This window comes from Rhizobium yanglingense (assembly GCF_977109285.1).
In genome coordinates this window covers 1793163-1810694 of the sequence record NZ_CDSAWY010000005.1, presented here as the reverse complement: position 1 = coordinate 1810694, position 17532 = coordinate 1793163, and the positions used below count along the sequence as shown (strand labels likewise).

At 56.1% G+C, this 17532-nt stretch carries 22 protein-coding genes and 1 pseudogene; 14 read left to right on the top strand and 9 right to left on the bottom strand.

Annotated features, from left to right (window positions below):
* The first annotated feature begins 1 nt into the window (after position 1).
* Together ACW4PC_RS18750 and ACW4PC_RS18745 are read left to right on the top strand one after the other, a co-directional pair.
* Positions 2–940, top strand: a complete 939-nt coding sequence (locus tag ACW4PC_RS18750; protein ID WP_455874761.1) for a hypothetical protein — start codon at positions 2–4, stop codon at positions 938–940.
* Positions 941–1576: 636 nt separating this feature from the next.
* Positions 1577–1822 (top strand): annotated as a pseudogene (locus ACW4PC_RS18745) (DDE-type integrase/transposase/recombinase); the annotation flags it as partial.
* A 737-nt stretch (positions 1823–2559) separates the two neighbouring features.
* On the opposite strand, the gene ACW4PC_RS18740 reads toward ACW4PC_RS18745, so the two are convergent.
* The 3 genes from ACW4PC_RS18740 to ACW4PC_RS18730 are packed head-to-tail and all read right to left on the bottom strand — an operon-like array spanning position 2560 to position 4949.
* Positions 2560–3351 carry a hypothetical protein gene (locus tag ACW4PC_RS18740; protein WP_455874760.1) on the bottom strand — a complete coding sequence of 264 codons (792 nt, stop codon included), beginning with the start codon at positions 3349–3351 and terminating at the stop codon, positions 2560–2562.
* A gap of 7 nt (positions 3352–3358) precedes the next feature.
* Entirely contained in the window at positions 3359–4309 is a 951-nt protein-coding gene (locus tag ACW4PC_RS18735) for a DGQHR domain-containing protein (RefSeq protein WP_455874759.1), read from the bottom strand.
* 34 nt (positions 4310–4343) lie between these two features.
* Positions 4344–4949: a hypothetical protein gene (locus ACW4PC_RS18730; RefSeq protein ID WP_455874758.1), complete on the bottom strand. Its 606-nt coding sequence runs from the start codon at positions 4947–4949 to the stop codon at positions 4344–4346.
* 75 nt (positions 4950–5024) lie between these two features.
* Here ACW4PC_RS18730 and ACW4PC_RS18725 point away from each other — a divergent pair, with 75 nt between their 5' ends.
* From ACW4PC_RS18725 to ACW4PC_RS18690, 8 genes are all read left to right on the top strand, one after another.
* Complete coding sequence (locus tag ACW4PC_RS18725) at positions 5025–5675, top strand: DGQHR domain-containing protein (RefSeq protein WP_455874757.1); 651 nt, start codon at positions 5025–5027, stop codon at positions 5673–5675.
* Positions 5653–6051: a hypothetical protein gene (locus tag ACW4PC_RS18720; protein ID WP_455874756.1), complete on the top strand. Its 399-nt coding sequence runs from the start codon at positions 5653–5655 to the stop codon at positions 6049–6051. The genes ACW4PC_RS18725 and ACW4PC_RS18720 overlap by 23 nt, the downstream gene beginning before the upstream one ends.
* Before the next feature lie 86 nt (positions 6052–6137).
* A complete protein-coding gene (locus ACW4PC_RS18715; RefSeq protein WP_455874755.1) occupies positions 6138–7253 on the top strand; it encodes a hypothetical protein in 1116 nt (371 codons plus the stop codon).
* Complete coding sequence (locus ACW4PC_RS18710; RefSeq protein WP_455874754.1) at positions 7174–7392, top strand: hypothetical protein; 219 nt, start codon at positions 7174–7176, stop codon at positions 7390–7392. Before ACW4PC_RS18715 ends, ACW4PC_RS18710 begins: the two co-directional genes overlap by 80 nt.
* Before the next feature lie 274 nt (positions 7393–7666).
* The gene (locus ACW4PC_RS18705) at positions 7667–8257 is read left to right on the top strand and encodes an ATP-binding protein (protein WP_455874753.1); all 591 of its coding nucleotides are present in this window, start codon (positions 7667–7669) and stop codon (positions 8255–8257) included.
* A gap of 144 nt (positions 8258–8401) precedes the next feature.
* The gene (locus ACW4PC_RS18700) at positions 8402–8701 is read left to right on the top strand and encodes a hypothetical protein (RefSeq protein ID WP_455874752.1); all 300 of its coding nucleotides are present in this window, start codon (positions 8402–8404) and stop codon (positions 8699–8701) included.
* Between the two features lie 149 nt (positions 8702–8850).
* Complete coding sequence (locus ACW4PC_RS18695; protein ID WP_455874751.1) at positions 8851–9087, top strand: hypothetical protein; 237 nt, start codon at positions 8851–8853, stop codon at positions 9085–9087.
* A 404-nt stretch (positions 9088–9491) separates the two neighbouring features.
* Positions 9492–9755 (top strand): hypothetical protein, encoded by a 264-nt coding sequence (locus ACW4PC_RS18690; RefSeq protein ID WP_455874750.1) that lies wholly within the window; start codon positions 9492–9494, stop codon positions 9753–9755.
* Positions 9756–9786: 31 nt separating this feature from the next.
* Here ACW4PC_RS18690 and ACW4PC_RS18685 read toward each other — a convergent pair whose 3' ends face one another.
* The 4 genes from ACW4PC_RS18685 to ACW4PC_RS18670 form a co-directional block, all read right to left on the bottom strand.
* Positions 9787–10104: a hypothetical protein gene (locus ACW4PC_RS18685; RefSeq protein ID WP_455874749.1), complete on the bottom strand. Its 318-nt coding sequence runs from the start codon at positions 10102–10104 to the stop codon at positions 9787–9789.
* A gap of 201 nt (positions 10105–10305) precedes the next feature.
* Positions 10306–10905, bottom strand: a complete 600-nt coding sequence (locus tag ACW4PC_RS18680) for a hypothetical protein (RefSeq protein WP_455874748.1) — start codon at positions 10903–10905, stop codon at positions 10306–10308.
* A 314-nt stretch (positions 10906–11219) separates the two neighbouring features.
* Positions 11220–11645 carry a hypothetical protein gene (locus tag ACW4PC_RS18675; RefSeq protein WP_455874747.1) on the bottom strand — a complete coding sequence of 142 codons (426 nt, stop codon included), beginning with the start codon at positions 11643–11645 and terminating at the stop codon, positions 11220–11222.
* Positions 11618–11710 carry a hypothetical protein gene (locus ACW4PC_RS18670; protein WP_455874746.1) on the bottom strand — a complete coding sequence of 31 codons (93 nt, stop codon included), beginning with the start codon at positions 11708–11710 and terminating at the stop codon, positions 11618–11620. The genes ACW4PC_RS18675 and ACW4PC_RS18670 overlap by 28 nt, the downstream gene beginning before the upstream one ends.
* A 137-nt stretch (positions 11711–11847) precedes the next feature.
* On the opposite strand from ACW4PC_RS18670, the gene ACW4PC_RS18665 reads away from it, so the two are divergent.
* A complete protein-coding gene (locus ACW4PC_RS18665; RefSeq protein ID WP_455874745.1) occupies positions 11848–12246 on the top strand; it encodes a helix-turn-helix domain-containing protein in 399 nt (132 codons plus the stop codon).
* Between the two features lie 256 nt (positions 12247–12502).
* Here ACW4PC_RS18665 and ACW4PC_RS18660 read toward each other — a convergent pair whose 3' ends face one another.
* On the bottom strand, positions 12503–13111 hold the full coding sequence (locus tag ACW4PC_RS18660) for a recombinase family protein (protein WP_455874744.1): 609 nt from the start codon (positions 13109–13111) through the stop codon (positions 12503–12505).
* Between the two features lie 570 nt (positions 13112–13681).
* On the opposite strand from ACW4PC_RS18660, the gene ACW4PC_RS18655 reads away from it, so the two are divergent.
* Together ACW4PC_RS18655 and ACW4PC_RS18650 are read left to right on the top strand one after the other, a co-directional pair.
* The gene (locus ACW4PC_RS18655) at positions 13682–14524 is read left to right on the top strand and encodes a septal ring lytic transglycosylase RlpA family protein (protein WP_455874743.1); all 843 of its coding nucleotides are present in this window, start codon (positions 13682–13684) and stop codon (positions 14522–14524) included.
* Positions 14521–14919 carry a CBS domain-containing protein gene (locus tag ACW4PC_RS18650; protein WP_455874742.1) on the top strand — a complete coding sequence of 133 codons (399 nt, stop codon included), beginning with the start codon at positions 14521–14523 and terminating at the stop codon, positions 14917–14919. The genes ACW4PC_RS18655 and ACW4PC_RS18650 overlap by 4 nt, the downstream gene beginning before the upstream one ends.
* 269 nt (positions 14920–15188) lie before the next feature.
* On the opposite strand, the gene ACW4PC_RS18645 is transcribed toward ACW4PC_RS18650, so the two are convergent.
* Positions 15189–15818: a methyltransferase family protein gene (locus tag ACW4PC_RS18645; protein WP_455874741.1), complete on the bottom strand. Its 630-nt coding sequence runs from the start codon at positions 15816–15818 to the stop codon at positions 15189–15191.
* Between the two features lie 858 nt (positions 15819–16676).
* Here ACW4PC_RS18645 and ACW4PC_RS18640 point away from each other — a divergent pair.
* A complete protein-coding gene (locus ACW4PC_RS18640; RefSeq protein ID WP_455874740.1) occupies positions 16677–16982 on the top strand; it encodes a hypothetical protein in 306 nt (101 codons plus the stop codon).
* The last annotated feature ends 550 nt before the right edge of the window (positions 16983–17532 follow it).

Below are 17532 nucleotides of genomic sequence, written 5' to 3'. Positions count from 1 at the left end.
AATGGTATCCTTGCTCACACGGCGACAAGGCCTCGTCGGCTTCGGTGCCTTGGCGTCCCTCCTTCCGCTGAATGCATTAGGCCAATCCAAGGACACCCAGGAGTTTTCGGATATTTTATCGCGGGCAGTTAAGGTCGGTGCTTTGTCGCCGGAGGCGGTGCCTGGAGGGCTTGTAACGGACGCGGATCGACAGCTTCTACTAGCTGAGATTGTCGTTGCCACAGTGTCCAGCCCGAACTCGGATGCTGCCGGACTAGCCATCGATAGCGGTCAGGCTTTGAGTCGCTTGAACGCGGCGTTACAAACCCGCACGCGAAAGACCACGCCTCCTGCGTTTTCAGAGCTGTCCAGCCACTACCGAGAACTTTTTGATAAGTGCGCGGTTAAATCCGAACATACTGCCGAGATTGACCGATGGATCACGTTCTTCACGCGAGACCGGAACGTGCAACAGTACCGAGCACTTGAAAAAGTAACGAACGTGCCGTGGTACTTCATTGCAACTCTGCACCTCCGCGAAGCAAGCGCGAACTTCTTAGGACACCTTCACAACGGGGACCCTTTGCGTGCGTTGACAAAGCAGGTCCCAAAAAATCGTCCTCCTCCACCATGGCCTCCAAATCCTTGGGATCCAGTGAGGGCCTGGGCGTCAAGTGCGGGTGACGCATTAAAGCTTGAAGGATTTTCGGGACTTTCGGCGTCAAGTTGGACTGTCGAGCGCAGTCTCTATCGATTTGAAAAGTACAATGGGTTTGGATATCGATATCATAAGGTGCCTTCAGCATATCTCTGGAACTTCAGTTCCGTTTCAAGGCCAGGCGGATATGCAAGCGATGGGAAATGGAGCTCCAGTTATATTTCTAAGCAGATTGGTGCTGCGGTCTTGATCAAACGGATGATGGAGAAAAACGTGGCATCAAAAATGTCCTACGAAACATAGGAGGTTCAAATGAAAACGGTGATGCTGTGCGTTGCGATAATTGTAGCTACTACAACAGGTGCCTTTGCGTGTCCTATTGGTTTCAAGCAGTGTGGCATTAATTGCTGCGCCGGGTAAAGAAATTGGCTGATATTGCCGTGATGAGGAGCCGCGTCGACTAGATGGGCGGGTGATTGAGCGACTGCTCTATTGCCGCGATCCACTCAGTATACTTAAATCAGAATGATTGGGATGCTACACATAACTGATACACGAGACTGACAATATGGCTAATAAAATCCAATGAAATCAATAACGGTTCGGATACAGTCGCTGCCGGTCCTCTTCTGGGCACCTTTTGAGGAATTCTTTGACACGGAAGCTATCGTTGGTGCGACTATGCTCACCTTTAGCTTGCCTTTTGAGCCGCATTGCGATACCCACCACTGAGCCCAACGGCGGATATTTGACGCATCAAATAGCTTAGATGAAACAACTAATTGTGAAATAATAACAGGCGCTTACGGTCTCTGGGTGGTCTAGCGATATCGCTCCACGTAAGCGGCACCATTTTTCTTTTAGTAAATCAGCAGCTTGACGGGCGGCTTCAAGATCCTCCAACAGCCCAGTTCACCACTCTCCCAGACCTTGTGAGCGAACGACTTGTGGTGCGCCGATTACAAGGGTGAGTTCATGCTCGCCGACAAGCGCTACTGCTATCCATTGACGATCACCGATTTCGCTAGCCGCTATCTCCTGGCTTGCGAAGCGCTGCACACGACGAAGGAAGCCTACGCCTTCACCGTGTTCGAGCGCGTCTTCAAGGAGTTCGGCTTACCCAGTGCGATCAGAACCGACAACGGCGTGCTCTTCGCCAGCCCCAATGCACTGTTCAATCTTTCCCTGAGCCCTGTTGCGCCGTCGCTTGCGGTGCTCGACCAGCCCGTTGCGGTCGAGCACCGCGTGCACGGTCGAGATCGCCGGCGTTTGCGATGAAAGCCCGTGAGAGCCACGAACTCGTCCAACATCCTCGCCTTCTCGGCTCGACCGCCTAAAACGTAGCGTCCACTGATCGCCGTCACCAATTCCGCCCGTGTCGCCATGCTTACCTTCCTCATCACAGCTCCTGAGGTCGTTTCTTCGGGAGCAAATTAGCTGAGGCAACACACCGATTTTAGGGAGCAGTTCAGGCGAGGCAATGCGCGTCTCATCCTGATCGCCGCGCTATAGCTACCGCCAAGTTGCTTGCGAATCCTGGTGTCAGAGACAAGGGGGTCAGTTCTTAGTTTGCCTGGCAGGTACGGCGCAGCGCAACCTGTCCGGCTGCGCTTCTTTCCGGTCACATCCAGCCCCACAGGGCGATCTTTGTGCTTGAGTGCTTCCGGTTCCGGCCCGGCACTCATCGGGCTGCGGGATTGCTCGATAGTCCCGTGCGGCGATATCGCCGATTCGAAAGCTGCTCCCGAACAGCAACGGATAATGCTTAGAAACGCTATGTCCCACACTCCTACCCAGCGCATCGCCGCACATGTGTCAACAGCGATTTGTCCAGTTAGTCGCTCCCCAATACGACGGCTGGCGAATTCTGTCGTTGTGCATTCTCCTCGGGCAGAAACTTCTCGACCCTTTCAAAAATCTCGTTAACGAAGGCAACCTGTTTCGTGCTCAGAACTCCGCGCACGCTCCGGGTCGGTCGTGCCTTGTCTAATCTCGTTAAGTTCTGCTATCCATTTTGTGTTGACTTTCTTGTTGCCCGTGTCTTTCGCATCCAATGAGATAACGTCCTTCACGAGATCCCAATTGGCGATGCAGATATCAATGTAGCTTATGAGGTACAGCTGGGATTCTTCTTCTCCTTCTCTATTCTTTGCTTCCCACGCTGCGGTACATTCCTGGCGTATCTTAAGGGGAATGCCTTCCGTCCACCACGCCTTCCTGACCGTGCCGTAATGCTTCTTAAGCGTACTGATTACATAATCAAACAGCCTACGGTAAATCTTAGTGACCTTAGCAGCGGCTTCCTCAGTCCCCACAACGTCGCGAGAGTCCAGATACTCTTTCAACCCGGAGGGACCGAAATCCGTGAACTTTGCGTGAATATGCGCTTCTAGGCCAAAGGATTGCTGCCTCACCGCAGTCAGTGAGGAGCCTATCCGTCGGAAGGACTGTATCTCCTGTGGAGTCGCTGCTTTGAAATAGTCAACGAGCGCTTGCAGGTACGGCGAAATCTCGGCGAATGTCTCTTCGGCTGTGAGCAAATACAGATCGGAACCGTCTTTGTGTCGAATATGATCTGCGACATCCTTTATAACGTGGAAAAGGGCTCTAATGCCGTTGTTGGTGCAAAGGTATCCACCTGGCCCATCGCCTGTTGTCCAATGGCTTGCCAGCTGGTTGGCGAACAACCGAAAGCAATCGCCGATTACGGACATAGCCTTCTTAAGGTTTGCATCGTATGCATCGACCCTTGCCGTCGAGAGCGGGCCTGGGACGACTGCGCCCTTGCTGAAAGTGCCAAGCGACCACTTTTGCGACCTCAAGGCCATCGCGGATAGAGGTCTGTGTCAGGCATCTGTAAGAGGTCTTTTTTGCCGGTGACAACCATCCGGTCATTGACCGGGGAAGTTTTCGAGGTGTTGAGGCGTGAAGATATTCGCGACAGTAGGGCCTGAAACGCTTCCTCAGGATCGCTTGAGCCCGATGGAGATCTGAATAGAGTTCGACAAGCAGCCCTGTGCTAACCTTTACTTGCTTGCTGTTGATATCAATGAAGAGATCCATCTCCTTGTGGGCGGACAGATTTTCGTAGGCCAAGACTGGAATGGTGGTTTTGTCCTCAGCAAATCCCTTACCTTGCCTGGCATGTGCATATCCATACAGACGGTGCTGGCCATCGATGACCCAGGCCGAGGCGTAGTTGGCAGGCAGATGGAGAACGCCGAACGTCTCCTCGCCGATCTTCTCTTTGACGTCGAATCTCAATCCTGATCGCTTGGCGGTTTTCAGGTTGAGGACGATGTTCGTTGGAAATTTGCCCCCGCTATTGATGTACTCTGCAATTTTGATGAGCCGTTTCGGCTGTAACATGCGCTGGTATGTCTCAAGGCTCTCAATGTCACGGCTGGCCTTGTGCCCCACATAGGCGATCTTCAAGAGGTCATCTGGGCGGATAAGAAAGGTGTAGAACGTTTCGCCGCCCATTTTTCCACAGGTAGCTACAACTTGCGTGGCCAGGCCGTCGATTTTCTGGCCCTCGAACATGTGGCCGAGAAATTGGTACCGGGCGGCGTGCTTGAGGTGCTGGCCGAGGGACGCATAATCGTCAATCTCGCTGTCAGCGATGACGGCAATCTGGGCCTCCCTGCACTTGTCGAGATCGACTCGCTCCACGAGATGTTTCTAGTGGCGATGACAAGCCTGACTTTCAACTTGGCCTGCGGCCCGTAGAGAAGGCGCGGATCGATTTCAAAACAGGCTCTCGAATAGCCCGTATTTTCTCGATAAGGCTCGCCATATTCTTTTTGCCAGGCGCGTCCCTCTGCGTACATTCGACGATTATGACGGTTTCATCATCCTTGGCGAATACGTCGATCTGACGTGGTGGGAGACCATCCTCAACTGCAACAAGAAATTGGCGGCCCTTGCTCATCTCCTTGAAGCCCATCTGAGCTAAGAGGCTCCAGACCTCGTCCTCAAGCTGCTCATCCGCAGGTTTGAGCTTGGCCAGGCGGGTAGACTTTGCATTGTTTCTGACGCTGCGCCAACCGTCTGCCTCCTCGAGCTTGACCTTCTCGGCGATAAGCTTCTTCGTGGATGCTGCAACGGTCTTGAAAATTTCCTTACTTTTTCTTCGGTGCAATTCTGCACCGATCTCGTGTCCAGAGACGATTGGCCGAAGATGCGGTACAGTCATGGTAAGAATCACTTTTGCTCCCATTTTTCCGAAGTAAAGTCTGCACCGCCGTTCATATGCAAGGGAATTGCTTAAACGTCCACAGTGCGATTCGGGCCGAATTTCGTTGAGTTTCACTATGTTTCTTGACCTGCAGCGTTAGGCTGCACAAAATGCAGTATGACTGCACTTTGGAGGAAGCTAATTAGCGCCGTGTCCCTCCCCATAGTGATCGACTGCCTTACGGGCCGCTCCGCCCATCTGCAGGTTCTGCTGGGGTTCGCGCCTGCTGAGCTGCTCTACAAACTGAGTTTTCCCGACATCCTTGATGAGGACGGCGGTCGCGGTTATCAGCGCCCCTTCAACGAGCGCCACAGTCAGGACTTCCGACGCTACATCAAGGAACCCAATAGCTCGACGATACCTCTGACGTTAAACCTGCGACCGTGCGCCAAAGGCGATTGGCGCATCGTCGAATTGCCGGATGGCAGAGTGCAATTGGAAATTTCGGCCAATGCAGGGAAGATCATGGCCCAGGTCGATTGCCAACATCGACTGGGCCATTTGAGTGACCTTCCAATCCCGCTGCCGTTCATGTGCTTCATCGGCCTCTCCCAGCGAGAGGAAATGGAAGTATTCAGCATCATCAACAGCAAGGCCAAGGGTCTGAGCACGAGCCTCCTCGACTATCATGAGGCGCACCTCGCTAAGTCTCTGGCGGATGACCGACCCGAGCTGTTCATTGCGCTGCAGCTCAACAACATCGAGGAACGCCTGGCTCCGCCGCCTAAACCTCGGCGGCAAGACGACGTCTGGTCTGAAGCGGATTGCTTCGCTGCGTATGATGCAGCAGGCGGTGAATGACTTTCTGAAGGCTAGCAGGATCCTGTCGGATCACCCCGTTGACGACGCCGCCAGGACTGTTCTCGACTTCTGGAGGGCGGTAGTAGCGGTCATGCCCAGGGAATGGGCGGACCCGCGACGGCATATGCTGACCAAAGGGATAGGGGTCTATGCGCTCATGCGTATAGCCGCCGACATCTTCATCGAGTGCAGGGAAATGGGCCAGGCCTGCGACAAACATGCCTTCACGACGGCGTTGGCAGACTTTGCGGGCTCTATCGATTGGTCAACGTCTGGCCCGCTCAAGGGTTTTGGCGGTCAGGGCGGGGTCAAAGCCGCCATCGAATACATTCGCGATGCACGTAAGCGCGCACGCTACAAGGTGGTCAATGGTTGACAAGAACATTCTTCTGATCGAACCGGGATACAAGAACAAATACCCACCGCTTGGTCTGATGAAGATCGCGCGATACCACGGCCCGCGTGGCAAGAAGGATCGGGTGCGCTTCATCAAGGGGGAAGACCGATCAGGTTCTCAACGAAGCCTGGGACCGCATCTACGTCACGACGCTTTTTTCCTTCGAATATCCGAAGATTTCACAATCGATCGATTTCGCGCTCGAGGTGGCGAATGGTCAAGCCGACAAAGTTTTCGTTGGCGGCATTGCCGCATCCCTTATGCACGAGCGCTTCGTCGAGCGCGCCTGGCACGGCATTCGCTTCATCAAGGGTCTCCTGTCCGAGGCGCCTGCGGTGTCCCTGCAACTCGATGAGTTTTCGGAAGAACTTTACGCCAGCGATATCGCCAGCCGGCCAATCGAAGATCTCGTCCCTGACTACGGTATCCTGTCACAGGTTGGCTACCGTTACCCGGTGCGCGACGCCTATTTCGCCTACACATCGCGCGGCTGTATTCGCAAATGCCACTTCTGCGGCGTGCCAAAGCTTGAGGGCATGCAGCGCGACACGGAATCGCTTACAGACCTCGTACGCGCCATCGACCAGCACTACGGTCCAAAGAAGGACCTGATCCTGATGGACAACAACGTTGTCGCCTCGCCGCGCTTCGAGGACAGTATCGCGGAAATACGGGACCTTGGCTTTATTCCCGGCGCCAAGCTGTTGCGGCCAGGCGCGAAGGTCCCGGTGCAGCGGCGTGTCGATTTCAACCAGGGTGTCGACGCGCGCATCCTGTGCAAGGATCCGATGTATCTTCGTGAGCTGTCGAGTATCTGCCTGAAGCCGCTGCGGATTGCGTTCGACCACCTTGGGGTTAGGAAGCCTTATGAGCAAGCCGTTCGTTACGCTGCTGAATATGGCCTGACTGAACTGTCGAACTACATGCTTTATAACTTCCACGACGACCAGGAAGACTTGTTGGAGCGCATGCAACTCGATGTTTCGCTGAACGAAGAGCTTGGGGATCCGCATCTGGTCGTTCCCGATGCGCTACCAGCCCACCAACCGTCCCGACCGAGGTCACATCGGCGAGAAATGGTCCCGCTATCAGTTGCGTTCGATGCAGATCATCCTGCAGGCAACCCGCATCGTCAGCGGTGCGCCGGAATTCTTCAAGCGCGCCTTTGGAGATACCTTTGACGATTACGCGCGCATCCTGATGCTGCCACACGACTTTATTTTCAATCGTACCTGGTATGAGCGCCTCGATCCCGACCAGAAGCTCTATGCGTTTCAGACCGAATTTGCCGAGCTCGACGAGTACGGCGCGCCGAACTGATGGAACTTCTCTCCTCGCGGGATCCGCGTGAATTCGTGCTTTTGAGCGACTTTGCCAACCACGACAAAGTCCGCCACATCTTGCGCTTCTATCTCCCGCATCCAAGGAAGAGCTGAGCTCGATCTGGGTGAAGCAAAAGGAGCTCGTTCGATTGGAATCGATATCGGATTTAGGACTTGCCGAAGACGAGCGTGTCGAGGATGCCGGACTTGACTACGAGGAAGACGGGCCTGCGGCTTCAGCAGGCGAATGAACCCAAGCAAAGGATTGTCGCATGAGCATGGAGCCCGTAGTTCGCGCCGATAGAGCAGCGCTCCTTGCTGCAAAGGAGCAGGGGGCTACAGAGTCGATCGACGACATCGTGATTGGTCGCGACGTGCTCGAGCTCGTGTCGAGCGCAATGTATGTCGATCCGATGACTATCTATCGCGAATATATTCAAAACGCCGCCGATGCGATCGATGATGCACGCCAATCAGGCATCCTTAGAAGCGAGCCTGGAAAGGTGACGATCGATATCGACACAGCGACGCGATCGATCCGCATTCGGGACAACGGGACCGGCGTTAAGAATGCTGACTTTTCGAGAAAAATGGGAGCGCTTGGAGCAAGCGGCAAACGTGGGACGACCGCCCGCGGCTTTCGTGGAGTGGGACGGCTTGCGGGGCTGGGCTATGCCCAGGAACTAATTTTTCGCTCAAGAGCTGTCGGCGACGACCGTGTCGCGGAGCTCGCTTGGGATTGCCGAAAACTGAAGTCGCTGCTACGGCAGGCTGAGGGCAGCATTGAGGACTTAATTCGGAGTGTTGCCACCCCTCGAAGAAAGCCGCCGCAGGAGACTACCCGGAACATTTCTTTGAGGTAGAACTTCGCGGCGTTATTCGAATCCGCAGCGATAAACTCATGAGCGCCACCGCTGTGGATGATTACCTCGGCCAAGTCGGACCAGTTCCAGTTTTCCTGAGTTTCGAAACATGCATCCGAAATACGAGCGGCACTTGCACCTGTCGTGGCCCTGGGTGAGCTCGAAATTCACATCGACGGAAGCGAAACACCTGTCTACCGGCCTCACCGCGACGTCATGATTCAAGTGGTCGGGGAAGCCATCTCATTTGACCGGTTGGCCATGAGCCGCGAAATCTCCGGCATGGAAGGCGAGCCGGCCGCCATCGTTTCGATTCTTCACCACGATTACGAAGGGGCACTTCCAAATTCAGCCGGAGTCAAGGGTTTACGGCTAAGGGCTGGAAATGTGCAGATCGGGGAGAATAGTCTTCTGGAGGATCTTTTCCCCCGAGACGCGGTTTAATGGTTGGGCAGTCGGAGAGATCCATGTTGTTGACCGCAGGATCGTGCCCAACGGCCGACGCGATCATTTCGAGCAAAATGCGCATTACACCAATTTGGTCAATCAGCTTGGTCCGATAGCGAGAGAAATCGCCAAGCCGGACGAGTTCGGTGAAGCGGAAATGGCTGCGCGAGGCAGAGCTTCAACGTCAACAGATTGAGCAGGCCATCGACGTTCTCGCGCAAGGCGTGATCGACGCGGACGAAAAGGAAAAGCTGGCGGTACGCACCGAAGAAAGCTTTTCCCGCGTAAAAAGGGCGCTCAGAAATCCGGTGTTCGAGACGGCGGAGATTGAGCAACATGGGCTTACTGTCGATACTCTTCGAGCAAAATACGATGCCAGCTGAGATCGGCTCCACCATTGCAGATTGAACTACCGGAAATGGCCTCGAGCGAGCGCAAGGCATTCGCCCGGTTTTGCAGTCTTGTCTATGAGTGCTCGCCGAATTCAGCATCCGCCAAGGCCTTAATTGACAGGATTTTGACAAAGCTGCGGGAGTCGTAACGGCTGCCGAAGTCGTCGTGATCACTGCTCACAACGCCAGGTAGCGGTAGCACAAAGAGATGATGCAGAATGTCCTTGATGTGATCAATCTTTTCGTAGAACCTGCAACGCAGTACCAAAAGTTCAAAACGACACTTGCTTAGGATACGGTAGGAATTGACGAGCAACCGTCGATCATTTGTTGAACGAATCGCGCGAGTGCAGTAGCCTGTTCGTTGAATGTTCTCGTTTCACTGGAAGAGACCGATGCAGCCAATGACTTCTCTACAATCCTCGGCGGCTTGGATCACGCGGCTTAACAAGGCATGGCGGTCGACTGACCTGAGAAAGCAGTTTGAAGCAGAAACCGGTTTAAAGCCGCTACTCATCGGCAACAGCCTCGCAGTTGAGGAGCAAGCGGCGTCTGGTGCCGCAGCGCGCTATCACTATAAGTTTCGCCTGTGGGCAACGAAGAAGCTTGGCATAGAGGATCTGGCCCCGGATGAGATCCGGGACCAGCTGAATAATTAGACGCGTTCGATTGCTTTTACATAAAGGTCGGTCATAAGCGCGACACCGTCGAGCAGCTTCGATTTGCTGCTTTTGCCGGCATAGAGCGTGTTGATGGCTGACATTCGTGTTTGTCTCGCCGTTTCTTGGCGCCCTCCACCAGCGCTTTCTGGGTATCGCGGAGTATCAACATCTCCCAGCCGGTGGCTACGCCTTCCTTCGCATGCTGCACGGCGTCGAAGATGGAAACGATATTGCTCAGACCTGGAATTTGGCCCGCAGCATCGCGGGACAGGTCCGCGCCCACCTGGATTATCCGCTGCTTGGCTTCGAGTTGGCCCTTTGTCCGATAGTTTGACAGTTCACGCATAATGGCCTCATCGAAAAGTCCATGAAGATGGGTCACCGCCTGGGTGATGTCATCGATATTGATGCTTTCCAGATTGGGACGGTTAAAGGATGGATCGACATGATCTTGCTCAGCGCTTTGTCATACTCGGCCTGGAAACCCTGCTCACGAAGCGCTTCGCTCAATTTATGCGCCGTCCTGAAATCAATCGCATCGATGATGCTATCGCCCGTGACTAGCCCCTGAACCGCTGAGAGGGCGGTCGCCGCAAAAGTGTCCAGAAAGATTGCTTCCTCGACAATTGTCCTGACCACCATCAGCGGAGCGGGCGGCCAGCAGCATGTCCGCAGCTTTGTATTCAGACAGCGGGTGGAGATCCGTACCGATTTCACAATTGACGACGGCAGCTCCTACTTTGTGGTAGCTTGCCGTCACAAATGCCTGCAGCAAACGAGACGCGATTTCCGATTTGACGTTCATAAGATTTCGAACATTGGTGCTGGCGCTCATGTCAGCGCTTCGGATGCCACTTACCAGCTCTTGTCTGGCGGCCTGACCGAAGCCTTCCTTCGCAAGCTCAATGGATATCAGCGAGCCGTCATTCGTCAGTCCATTGATGAGAAGGGTGCGCAGGCTCTCGCCATTTTCCGCAAGTTTCCAAGGCAAGATTTTTGTCAGCGAGTTCTTTAGCTTTGCGAGATGCTCGTCGAGGCGGGCGCCTTCGATCCCGCTTGCGGCAAGCTCTTCGTTGCGTTGGACCAGATCATCAAGCTCTGTTTGATCGTCGCGGAAGGCCGGCAGAATCCCGTTGCCGTCGAACAACCCGGTATCATTCTCAAACAGGGCGACGCCGCCCGGTGAGAGCAGATAGACGCTGTTGAGAGTAACGAGACCTTTCGTGATGAGCTTGATTTTCAGAGCTGGGAAGCAATTGCGACGCTACCCTCCCGATCGCTCGACTTGAACAGAGCGGGGAGAAGATCTGTTGAATAAACGCGTGGGCCTGACAAAGATGATAAATCAATGATCGTTCGGCCGTACAAAAAACTTGACATTCGCTACTCCTTGATGGGTATTCACACCTCTAGATCGCCCTTAGTAGAAAAGCGACCCCCTTTTTGCAGCTTTAAATCGCATTAGGTAAAGAGTGTGGAACCACCGCGCGTAACGGCCCGATCCTTCCGGCGCTCGAGCGAAGCTATGGCGGCCGCGAAATTCTCGCCGTGTAGCGGCTGATCCTCGAAGCCTTGGGCCACCGTCTCGTCCATGATGTCGAGCCGGTCGAGGTAGTAGGCGACCTCCGTTTCGGTGTGCGCGATGTCTCGGGCGAGACGCTCGGCGCCCGCGATATTCTTTGGACTCCGCCACCGCCCGCATTTTGGTGCCGTCGACCGCCAGGACGCGCCCGCCGACGAGCCCTTGCTCCCGGCAGAGGGGAGCCCCACGAAGGCCGCGCTGGCGGCGATGATCGCCTCCGGATTGTCGTGCCGGAACGCGGCAATGGTGCGGTAGTCCGGGCCAGCCGGCGCATCAACTAAAGCGCTTCGAGGTCCCGGACGCATGCGCGCTCGAGGTGTCGCGATGATCGGACTTGGTTGAGATAGCCCCAAATGTAGAGGCGGAGCATGTCACCAGGCTGAAATCCTGGCCTGCCAGTCGGGAGACGTCGATCGGCGGTGATAGTAGCCAGACGCTGTGCCGGTGATGTAAGAGGGGATGGGATAATCATGGGCAGCCTGACGAGCAAGCTTGAGAAATATATCGATGAGAAAGGTCTCGTTGAAACGTCTGATCCAGAGATCGGGTATTTCCGAAGCATTAAGAGAAGCTCGAGAGGGAACCGGCCCTACGATGGCCGAAGTCGCGCCATTTCTCGGCCTCCATAATCGTACCGGTCGATACGAGCGCAATGAGATGCCGATGCAAGTCTCTCGGCTCATCCATTTAAGCGAGGTTTTCAGATTTTCGCCGATCGATCTGATCATGGCTGCAGCTCCTTATCGCTTGGGAAAAACGCAGTCCCAGGCGAGCCAGCGCCGGAAACTGATCAAGGTTGTTGAACCGCTTCCGCTTGATGTCTCTCCTGGTCCTCATCGAAGCCATGGCCAAGCTCCCGCCGCCTCACGGATGATGCCTCCATCGACCGCAGGATCGTCTCATTAGATTAGATCGGCCGGAGGTGAAATCACCTAGGCCTCCTCCTCGCGCCAGTCCCGTAACGTGGCGTGCCGTAGCCGCTGCCAAGCGGCGCGCGCAGGCTCGGAGCGATCGACGGGCTCGGCGTTTTGGGTCTCTCTCGGCACGACCGGCTCGTCTACTGGCACCGAAGCCAACCTCGCCAGCAGGTTAGCGTCGGACCGACCATTGCCCGATGCGGAGACACCCAAATTGGGACCAAGCGCCAAATCGATATCGACAACTAATCAATCGAGCGGCGGACTAAACCCTCGATCCGCACCCACAGCCCGTCTGCTTGCTTGGCGCGCTCTTCAAGACGTTCTGGACCGTTGCCACGCTGAAACCCACACTCTTCGCGATCGAGCGGAAGCTTTCGCCCGAGGTCCGGCGCGTGCATATGTCCCTGGCGATTGCTTCCGTGACCTCTTTTCGGCCGCCCCGTTCGCCCCTCGGCCTTTGCACGTGCGATACCTTCCATTTGCCGCTCGCGCCGAATGGCAGTTTCAAACTCAGCAACGGCCGCGAGGACCTGGAGCTGCAGTTTGCCGGCCGGCGTCGTCATGTCGAGGCTTTGGTCTAGCGCCTTGAAGGCGACACCCTTGGCCTGCATTTCCTTAACGATGTTGAGCAGATCGACAGCGGAGCGGGCCAGGCGATCGAGCTTCGTTACCAGCAGCGCGTCACCCTCCCGCACATAGTCGAGGCACTTTTTCAGCTCTTCACGCTCACGGTCTACACCAGAGCGTTTTTCCTGGAAGATTCTCGTCGCGCCGGCCGCTTTCAGCCGTTCCACCTGTCCCCCATGATCCTGTCCGACGCTGGACACGCGCGCATATCCGACGATTGCCACTTGTGTACACTTTCCTCTCAGAGAGTTATTTGCACATAGTTAATGTACGCAAAGAATACGCACAAGATGCGCTGTGCTAGAAAGTATACTTTTCTGTACGGCAACGGCCCTTGACGAACAGAATTCGCGTTAGTGTGGATCAGTCAGCTTGCCACTATGGCCGCACAGTTGCGGTGAGCAAACCCCGATTCCGTCACCTGACGATCCAGTCCAGCGCCATGTCAAATTTGCACGGCAACCGCGCGGTGCGTTCGGCGGGGGTCGTTTTCACTGCCGAGGGGCGGCGTCCGGATGGCGATGTCAGTTGCCCAAGTAAAAGGGCGGCGCAAAATCGCGTGTCACAGTGGAACTTTTGGCATTGGGTCCCGGTTTTTAATATTAGTTCACCGACGGAACGAATTAATGGCCCGACCCCAGAATACAGCAATGCATCGACAGTCTGTTCTTCGCCCCAATGCACAGTGAGCGCGTGGCCAACATGAGCGTTTGTGTCGAGGCTTGCCGGAGATGCACGGAAAGCTGTCGCCACCGTTGGAGGGGGTAGTTAATGCAAATACGGCTGTCAAAGGCTTGCGATGGCTGGCAATCACGGTGGTCTGCGCCAGCGTTGCTTCCTGTGCGACCACGCAAACGCCGAACAAGAACGGAAGCAAGGTCTATTTTTCCGAAAAAGCATACGGCGTGAAGGCGAGATCGCGGGTCGTCTACCGCAAGAATATTCCCAAGGGCGGCGGCCACTATATGGTCGGCGAGCCCTATGTTGTGAAAGGCAAGCGCTACTATCCGAAGGAAGACCCGACCTACGACAAGAAGGAAGTCGCTTCCTGGTACGGCTCGGCTTTTCACGGGCGCCTGACCGCAAACGGCGAAGTTTACGACTTGGATCACCTTTCCGCCGCGCATCCGACCCTTCCGTTGCCCAGCTATGTGCGGGTGACCAATCTTGAAAACGGTTCTTCGCTCATCGTGCGCGTCAACGATCGCGGTCCCTATCGTCAGGGTCGCATCATCGATGTTTCCAGCAAGGCCGCCGACATGCTGGACCTAAGCGGCACGGGCGCTGTCCGCGTGCAGTATGTGGGGCTCGCCCACATGGACGGCCACGACATGCCTTATCTCATGGCCTCCTACATCAAGACGGGTGAGCGCTTCCCGGGCGCCAATCCGCAGCCTCAGATCGCAACCGGCGTAATGGTCGCCTCGAGCCACTCAATGGGCGATCATTTGTGGAGCTACTGGCAGTCCCTCTGGTCGACGCAGACGAACCTTGCCGGCAATACGCCGAGCGCCCCTTTCCAGACAGGGACTAACGTGGCGGCTGCGTTCCAGTCGTTCCAGACATTCAAGCAATTCGTGATGCTGTCTAAGATCGGCGACGTTACCGTTGAACGGCCGTCCGAGTACACGCCATGATCTCCCGAAACGCCGAGATCACATTACCGCAACAGATAATTTCGGAGATCGTCCGAACAAGGACGGATCACGAAATTGGTGTCATGCTTGACGGTGAGGTTGGCGGTCGCATCGGCATGATCACGGGCAGGGATCTGATGGACCGGGCCTTGGTCGATGGCCTGGGTGGCGATGCCAGGGTCCGCGACGTGATGACGCTGGGTGTCAAATATTGCTTGGACGAGGATATTGACGACGTAGTGCGCGACATGTGCGAGGTTCAAGTTTTCCCTCTGCCAAGTATTGATCGCAATCGGCGTCTGACCGGCGTGATCTCCATACGGCGACGCCGCGCTTGCCGAAGCGGCTATCGCTGGCGAGGGAAAAGCGGTCGTTCAGTCACGATTGCCTCGTAGCGGCGGTGTCGCATTCCCATGGTCCAGGGCGCCCACTCGCACCATGCTCGGCCAGCGACGAGGCCGATGCTGCAGTGCAGGCAGGCGCCGTGAGGTCGTCACCACGGCCGATACGACGAGAAGGATCAGGCCCAGGATGAGACGGAGAAGACGCCGTGAAAGGTCGGACTGCCTTAACACGCCCCCTCGTGCTCGGCAGCCGGCATCGAATCCCCGCCTTCACCAGACGCCGGGGACCAATCTCCACCCGCACCCGACGGGAAAAGTCGTCATATCCAGGAAGCTCGGCCCGCAACAGCTGGTCTTCCCGAGGACGTGCGCACGACGAGCAGCACCGCCGCCAGCGCGGCGGGACCGAGGCGCGCCAGAACGAGCCCAGCGCAAGCGCCATGCCGAAGAACAGGAACAGCGCGGCGATATATCGCGGGGTGACGCACGAAACGGTAGGGACCGATATCGATCACGCGCTGATGCCGCTCGGACTGGATTCGGACGCCCGGCTCGAAGAACGGGTTCACCGCCTGCGCCCATCCGGTCACCGCGATGCCCGCCAGCACACCGACATAGCCCGATAGCACCGCCCAAGCCGGAACAGCCGACCAATGGAACCGCCCGGCATCGAGCGCCGCGACCGGTAGGATCGCTGCCATCGCCGGCAGGATGACCGCAAGCAGCGCCTTGTCCCAGCTTTTTGTGCCCGCCTGAAACCGGCTGCGCGCGCGGTAGATGATAGGATTGACCCGGGCGAGCACGAGGGCCGAAGTGCCAAAGCCAAAAATCAGAACTGTAAGGAATATCCATCCGGGCCGCCAAGCGATTGTGCCGGCCGGCAGGAAGATCAATCCAAGCAGCGAAAGCGGCAGTCCGATCGCATAGGCAATGGCCGTGCGGCGCGACATCGCGCTCGGTTCCCGGGGCGTTTAGGATCCCGTCCATGTGGCTCACTCCTTCGGCGAAGTTGCTTCCAGACCGGGTTCCATCCAAGGACGAAGCCGCTCGCGCGGCACTGGCGCGCAATGTTGACTGACTGCTTGCAATTCCTGCTAACATTCCCTCGCCAAGGAAACGGATGGCTTTTAGAAAATCAAACATTTTGCGGAGGCTTCCGTGAATATCCTGACTGTAAATCTGCTGTTCAGCACGCTCGTATTCTGGATAGCCGCTAAATCTATCTCATCCCGAAGCTTTCAGAGTTGGAACCTTCTGCCATTGTGCGGCCAATACTTCTGCTGCATTCCTTGCGACATTTGGGACTAATGTTTCCTCGCTCCTGGCGCTGTCTATGCTGGGATCCCTTGGGAATTCGCAACGCCGGCCGCATACGGGGATCTTCTCACTGCAGTATTGGCGCTTATCGCCATTGGGGCTGTGTCGGCTGAGATAGCGCGTGCCGCTCGTTCGCTTGTCGCAATTTTCAACATCGTAGGAACTCTTGACCTAATCGACGCGATTGCGCGTGCCACTGTTTACGATGCCGCACCATTTATGGGGCCGGCTTATAAATATCGGCGTTTCGGTTCCGCACTGCTCGTAACACATTATATCGTTTTTCTCTTGCTCGGTAGGCGATGGACTGGGCCGATGTAAGCGGTTCCTGCCTCTCATTGGAGGTGCAGGGGCCACGTCCTACATTTGACGCGCTGGCTTCCTACACCTACATATTGATCGGTCAGCGTGGGGCGGAGGTGCCTCTTGGATCGATCGCTGTTTCTCGCCAGGCTCTCTAGGGCCGACATTCGTCGCTGATCGCGCTCGGCATGCTGGTCAATCTCGGCATGTATGAGAGCATGATCGCGGAGGCGCTGCACTCTGGCATCCTGTTCTATCTGTCCGGTTTACTGTCGCTGCTCGCCGGCCTCGCAATCGTCAACCTGCACAATAGATGGCAGATGGACTGGCGCGTGATCATCACAGTGCTGGGCTGGCTGATGACAATCGGCGGCATCATCCGCATCGTCTTGCCCCAGGTCGCGATTGCGAGTCGGCTTCGACCATCTATACGCGGCCGCGCCTCTACCGTCGTGGCGGCGCTGTATAACCGGCACGCTGGGCGACCTTCCTGAGCTTCAAGGGTTACGTGCGGCGCGCCTGAGGGCACGGCGCGGGCGTGAGTGTGGCGAAGGCGTCTTTAACCCGTTAAGAGCTCTTCCTTGAGCGCCAAATGATACGCGAGAAGCTGGTTCGTCTCCGTCGGGAACGAAACTCGGAAACAGGCGCGCAGCGAGCAGCGACAGATCGTCGGATCATGAACACGGAAACGCTCATAGAGGAGCTAGCCAAAGCCTAACCGTCTTCATTACACTAATGATCTGGACCGATCATGCTGCATTTCCTACAGGATGCGGTAGGCGCCATGCCTACCGCGACCGGGCGTCCCCACGGCCGTTGAGGGCCAAGCGGCATCTCCTGGAAATCTCTCAATAAAGGCGTCGACGTTACCGTAGTCTTCGCGGCTACGGCAAACATGGCCCGCATTTCCCACCCCCGGCGTGTCGCCAATCGGATGGTTATGGGCAGCGCAGAAATTAGCGATTGATCCCCATTCTCGTTTGATGATGGCGGCCTGCACGATCGCGAAAACGGCGTTTTCGTACCGTCTCTTGCTCTCTCTAA

Bases quoted from the DNA above. Each gene is read 5' to 3' on its own strand.
- ACW4PC_RS18750 (WP_455874761.1), top strand. From the start codon at position 2: ATGGTATCCTTGCTCACACGGCGACAAGGCCTCGTCGGCTTCGGTGCC.
- ACW4PC_RS18740 (WP_455874760.1), bottom strand. From the start codon at position 3,351: ATGTCCGTAATCGGCGATTGCTTTCGGTTGTTCGCCAACCAGCTGGCA.
- ACW4PC_RS18720 (WP_455874756.1), top strand. From the start codon at position 5,653: ATGATGCAGCAGGCGGTGAATGACTTTCTGAAGGCTAGCAGGATCCTG.
- ACW4PC_RS18710 (WP_455874754.1), top strand. From the start codon at position 7,174: ATGCAGATCATCCTGCAGGCAACCCGCATCGTCAGCGGTGCGCCGGAA.
- ACW4PC_RS18705 (WP_455874753.1), top strand. From the start codon at position 7,667: ATGAGCATGGAGCCCGTAGTTCGCGCCGATAGAGCAGCGCTCCTTGCT.
- ACW4PC_RS18690 (WP_455874750.1), top strand. From the start codon at position 9,492: ATGCAGCCAATGACTTCTCTACAATCCTCGGCGGCTTGGATCACGCGG.
- ACW4PC_RS18685 (WP_455874749.1), bottom strand. From the start codon at position 10,104: ATGCGTGAACTGTCAAACTATCGGACAAAGGGCCAACTCGAAGCCAAG.
- ACW4PC_RS18675 (WP_455874747.1), bottom strand. From the start codon at position 11,645: ATGCGTCCGGGACCTCGAAGCGCTTTAGTTGATGCGCCGGCTGGCCCG.
- ACW4PC_RS18670 (WP_455874746.1), bottom strand. From the start codon at position 11,710: ATGCTCCGCCTCTACATTTGGGGCTATCTCAACCAAGTCCGATCATCG.
- ACW4PC_RS18665 (WP_455874745.1), top strand. From the start codon at position 11,848: ATGAGAAAGGTCTCGTTGAAACGTCTGATCCAGAGATCGGGTATTTCC.
- ACW4PC_RS18650 (WP_455874742.1), top strand. From the start codon at position 14,521: ATGATCTCCCGAAACGCCGAGATCACATTACCGCAACAGATAATTTCG.
- ACW4PC_RS18645 (WP_455874741.1), bottom strand. From the start codon at position 15,818: ATGTCGCGCCGCACGGCCATTGCCTATGCGATCGGACTGCCGCTTTCG.
- ACW4PC_RS18640 (WP_455874740.1), top strand. From the start codon at position 16,677: ATGCTGGTCAATCTCGGCATGTATGAGAGCATGATCGCGGAGGCGCTG.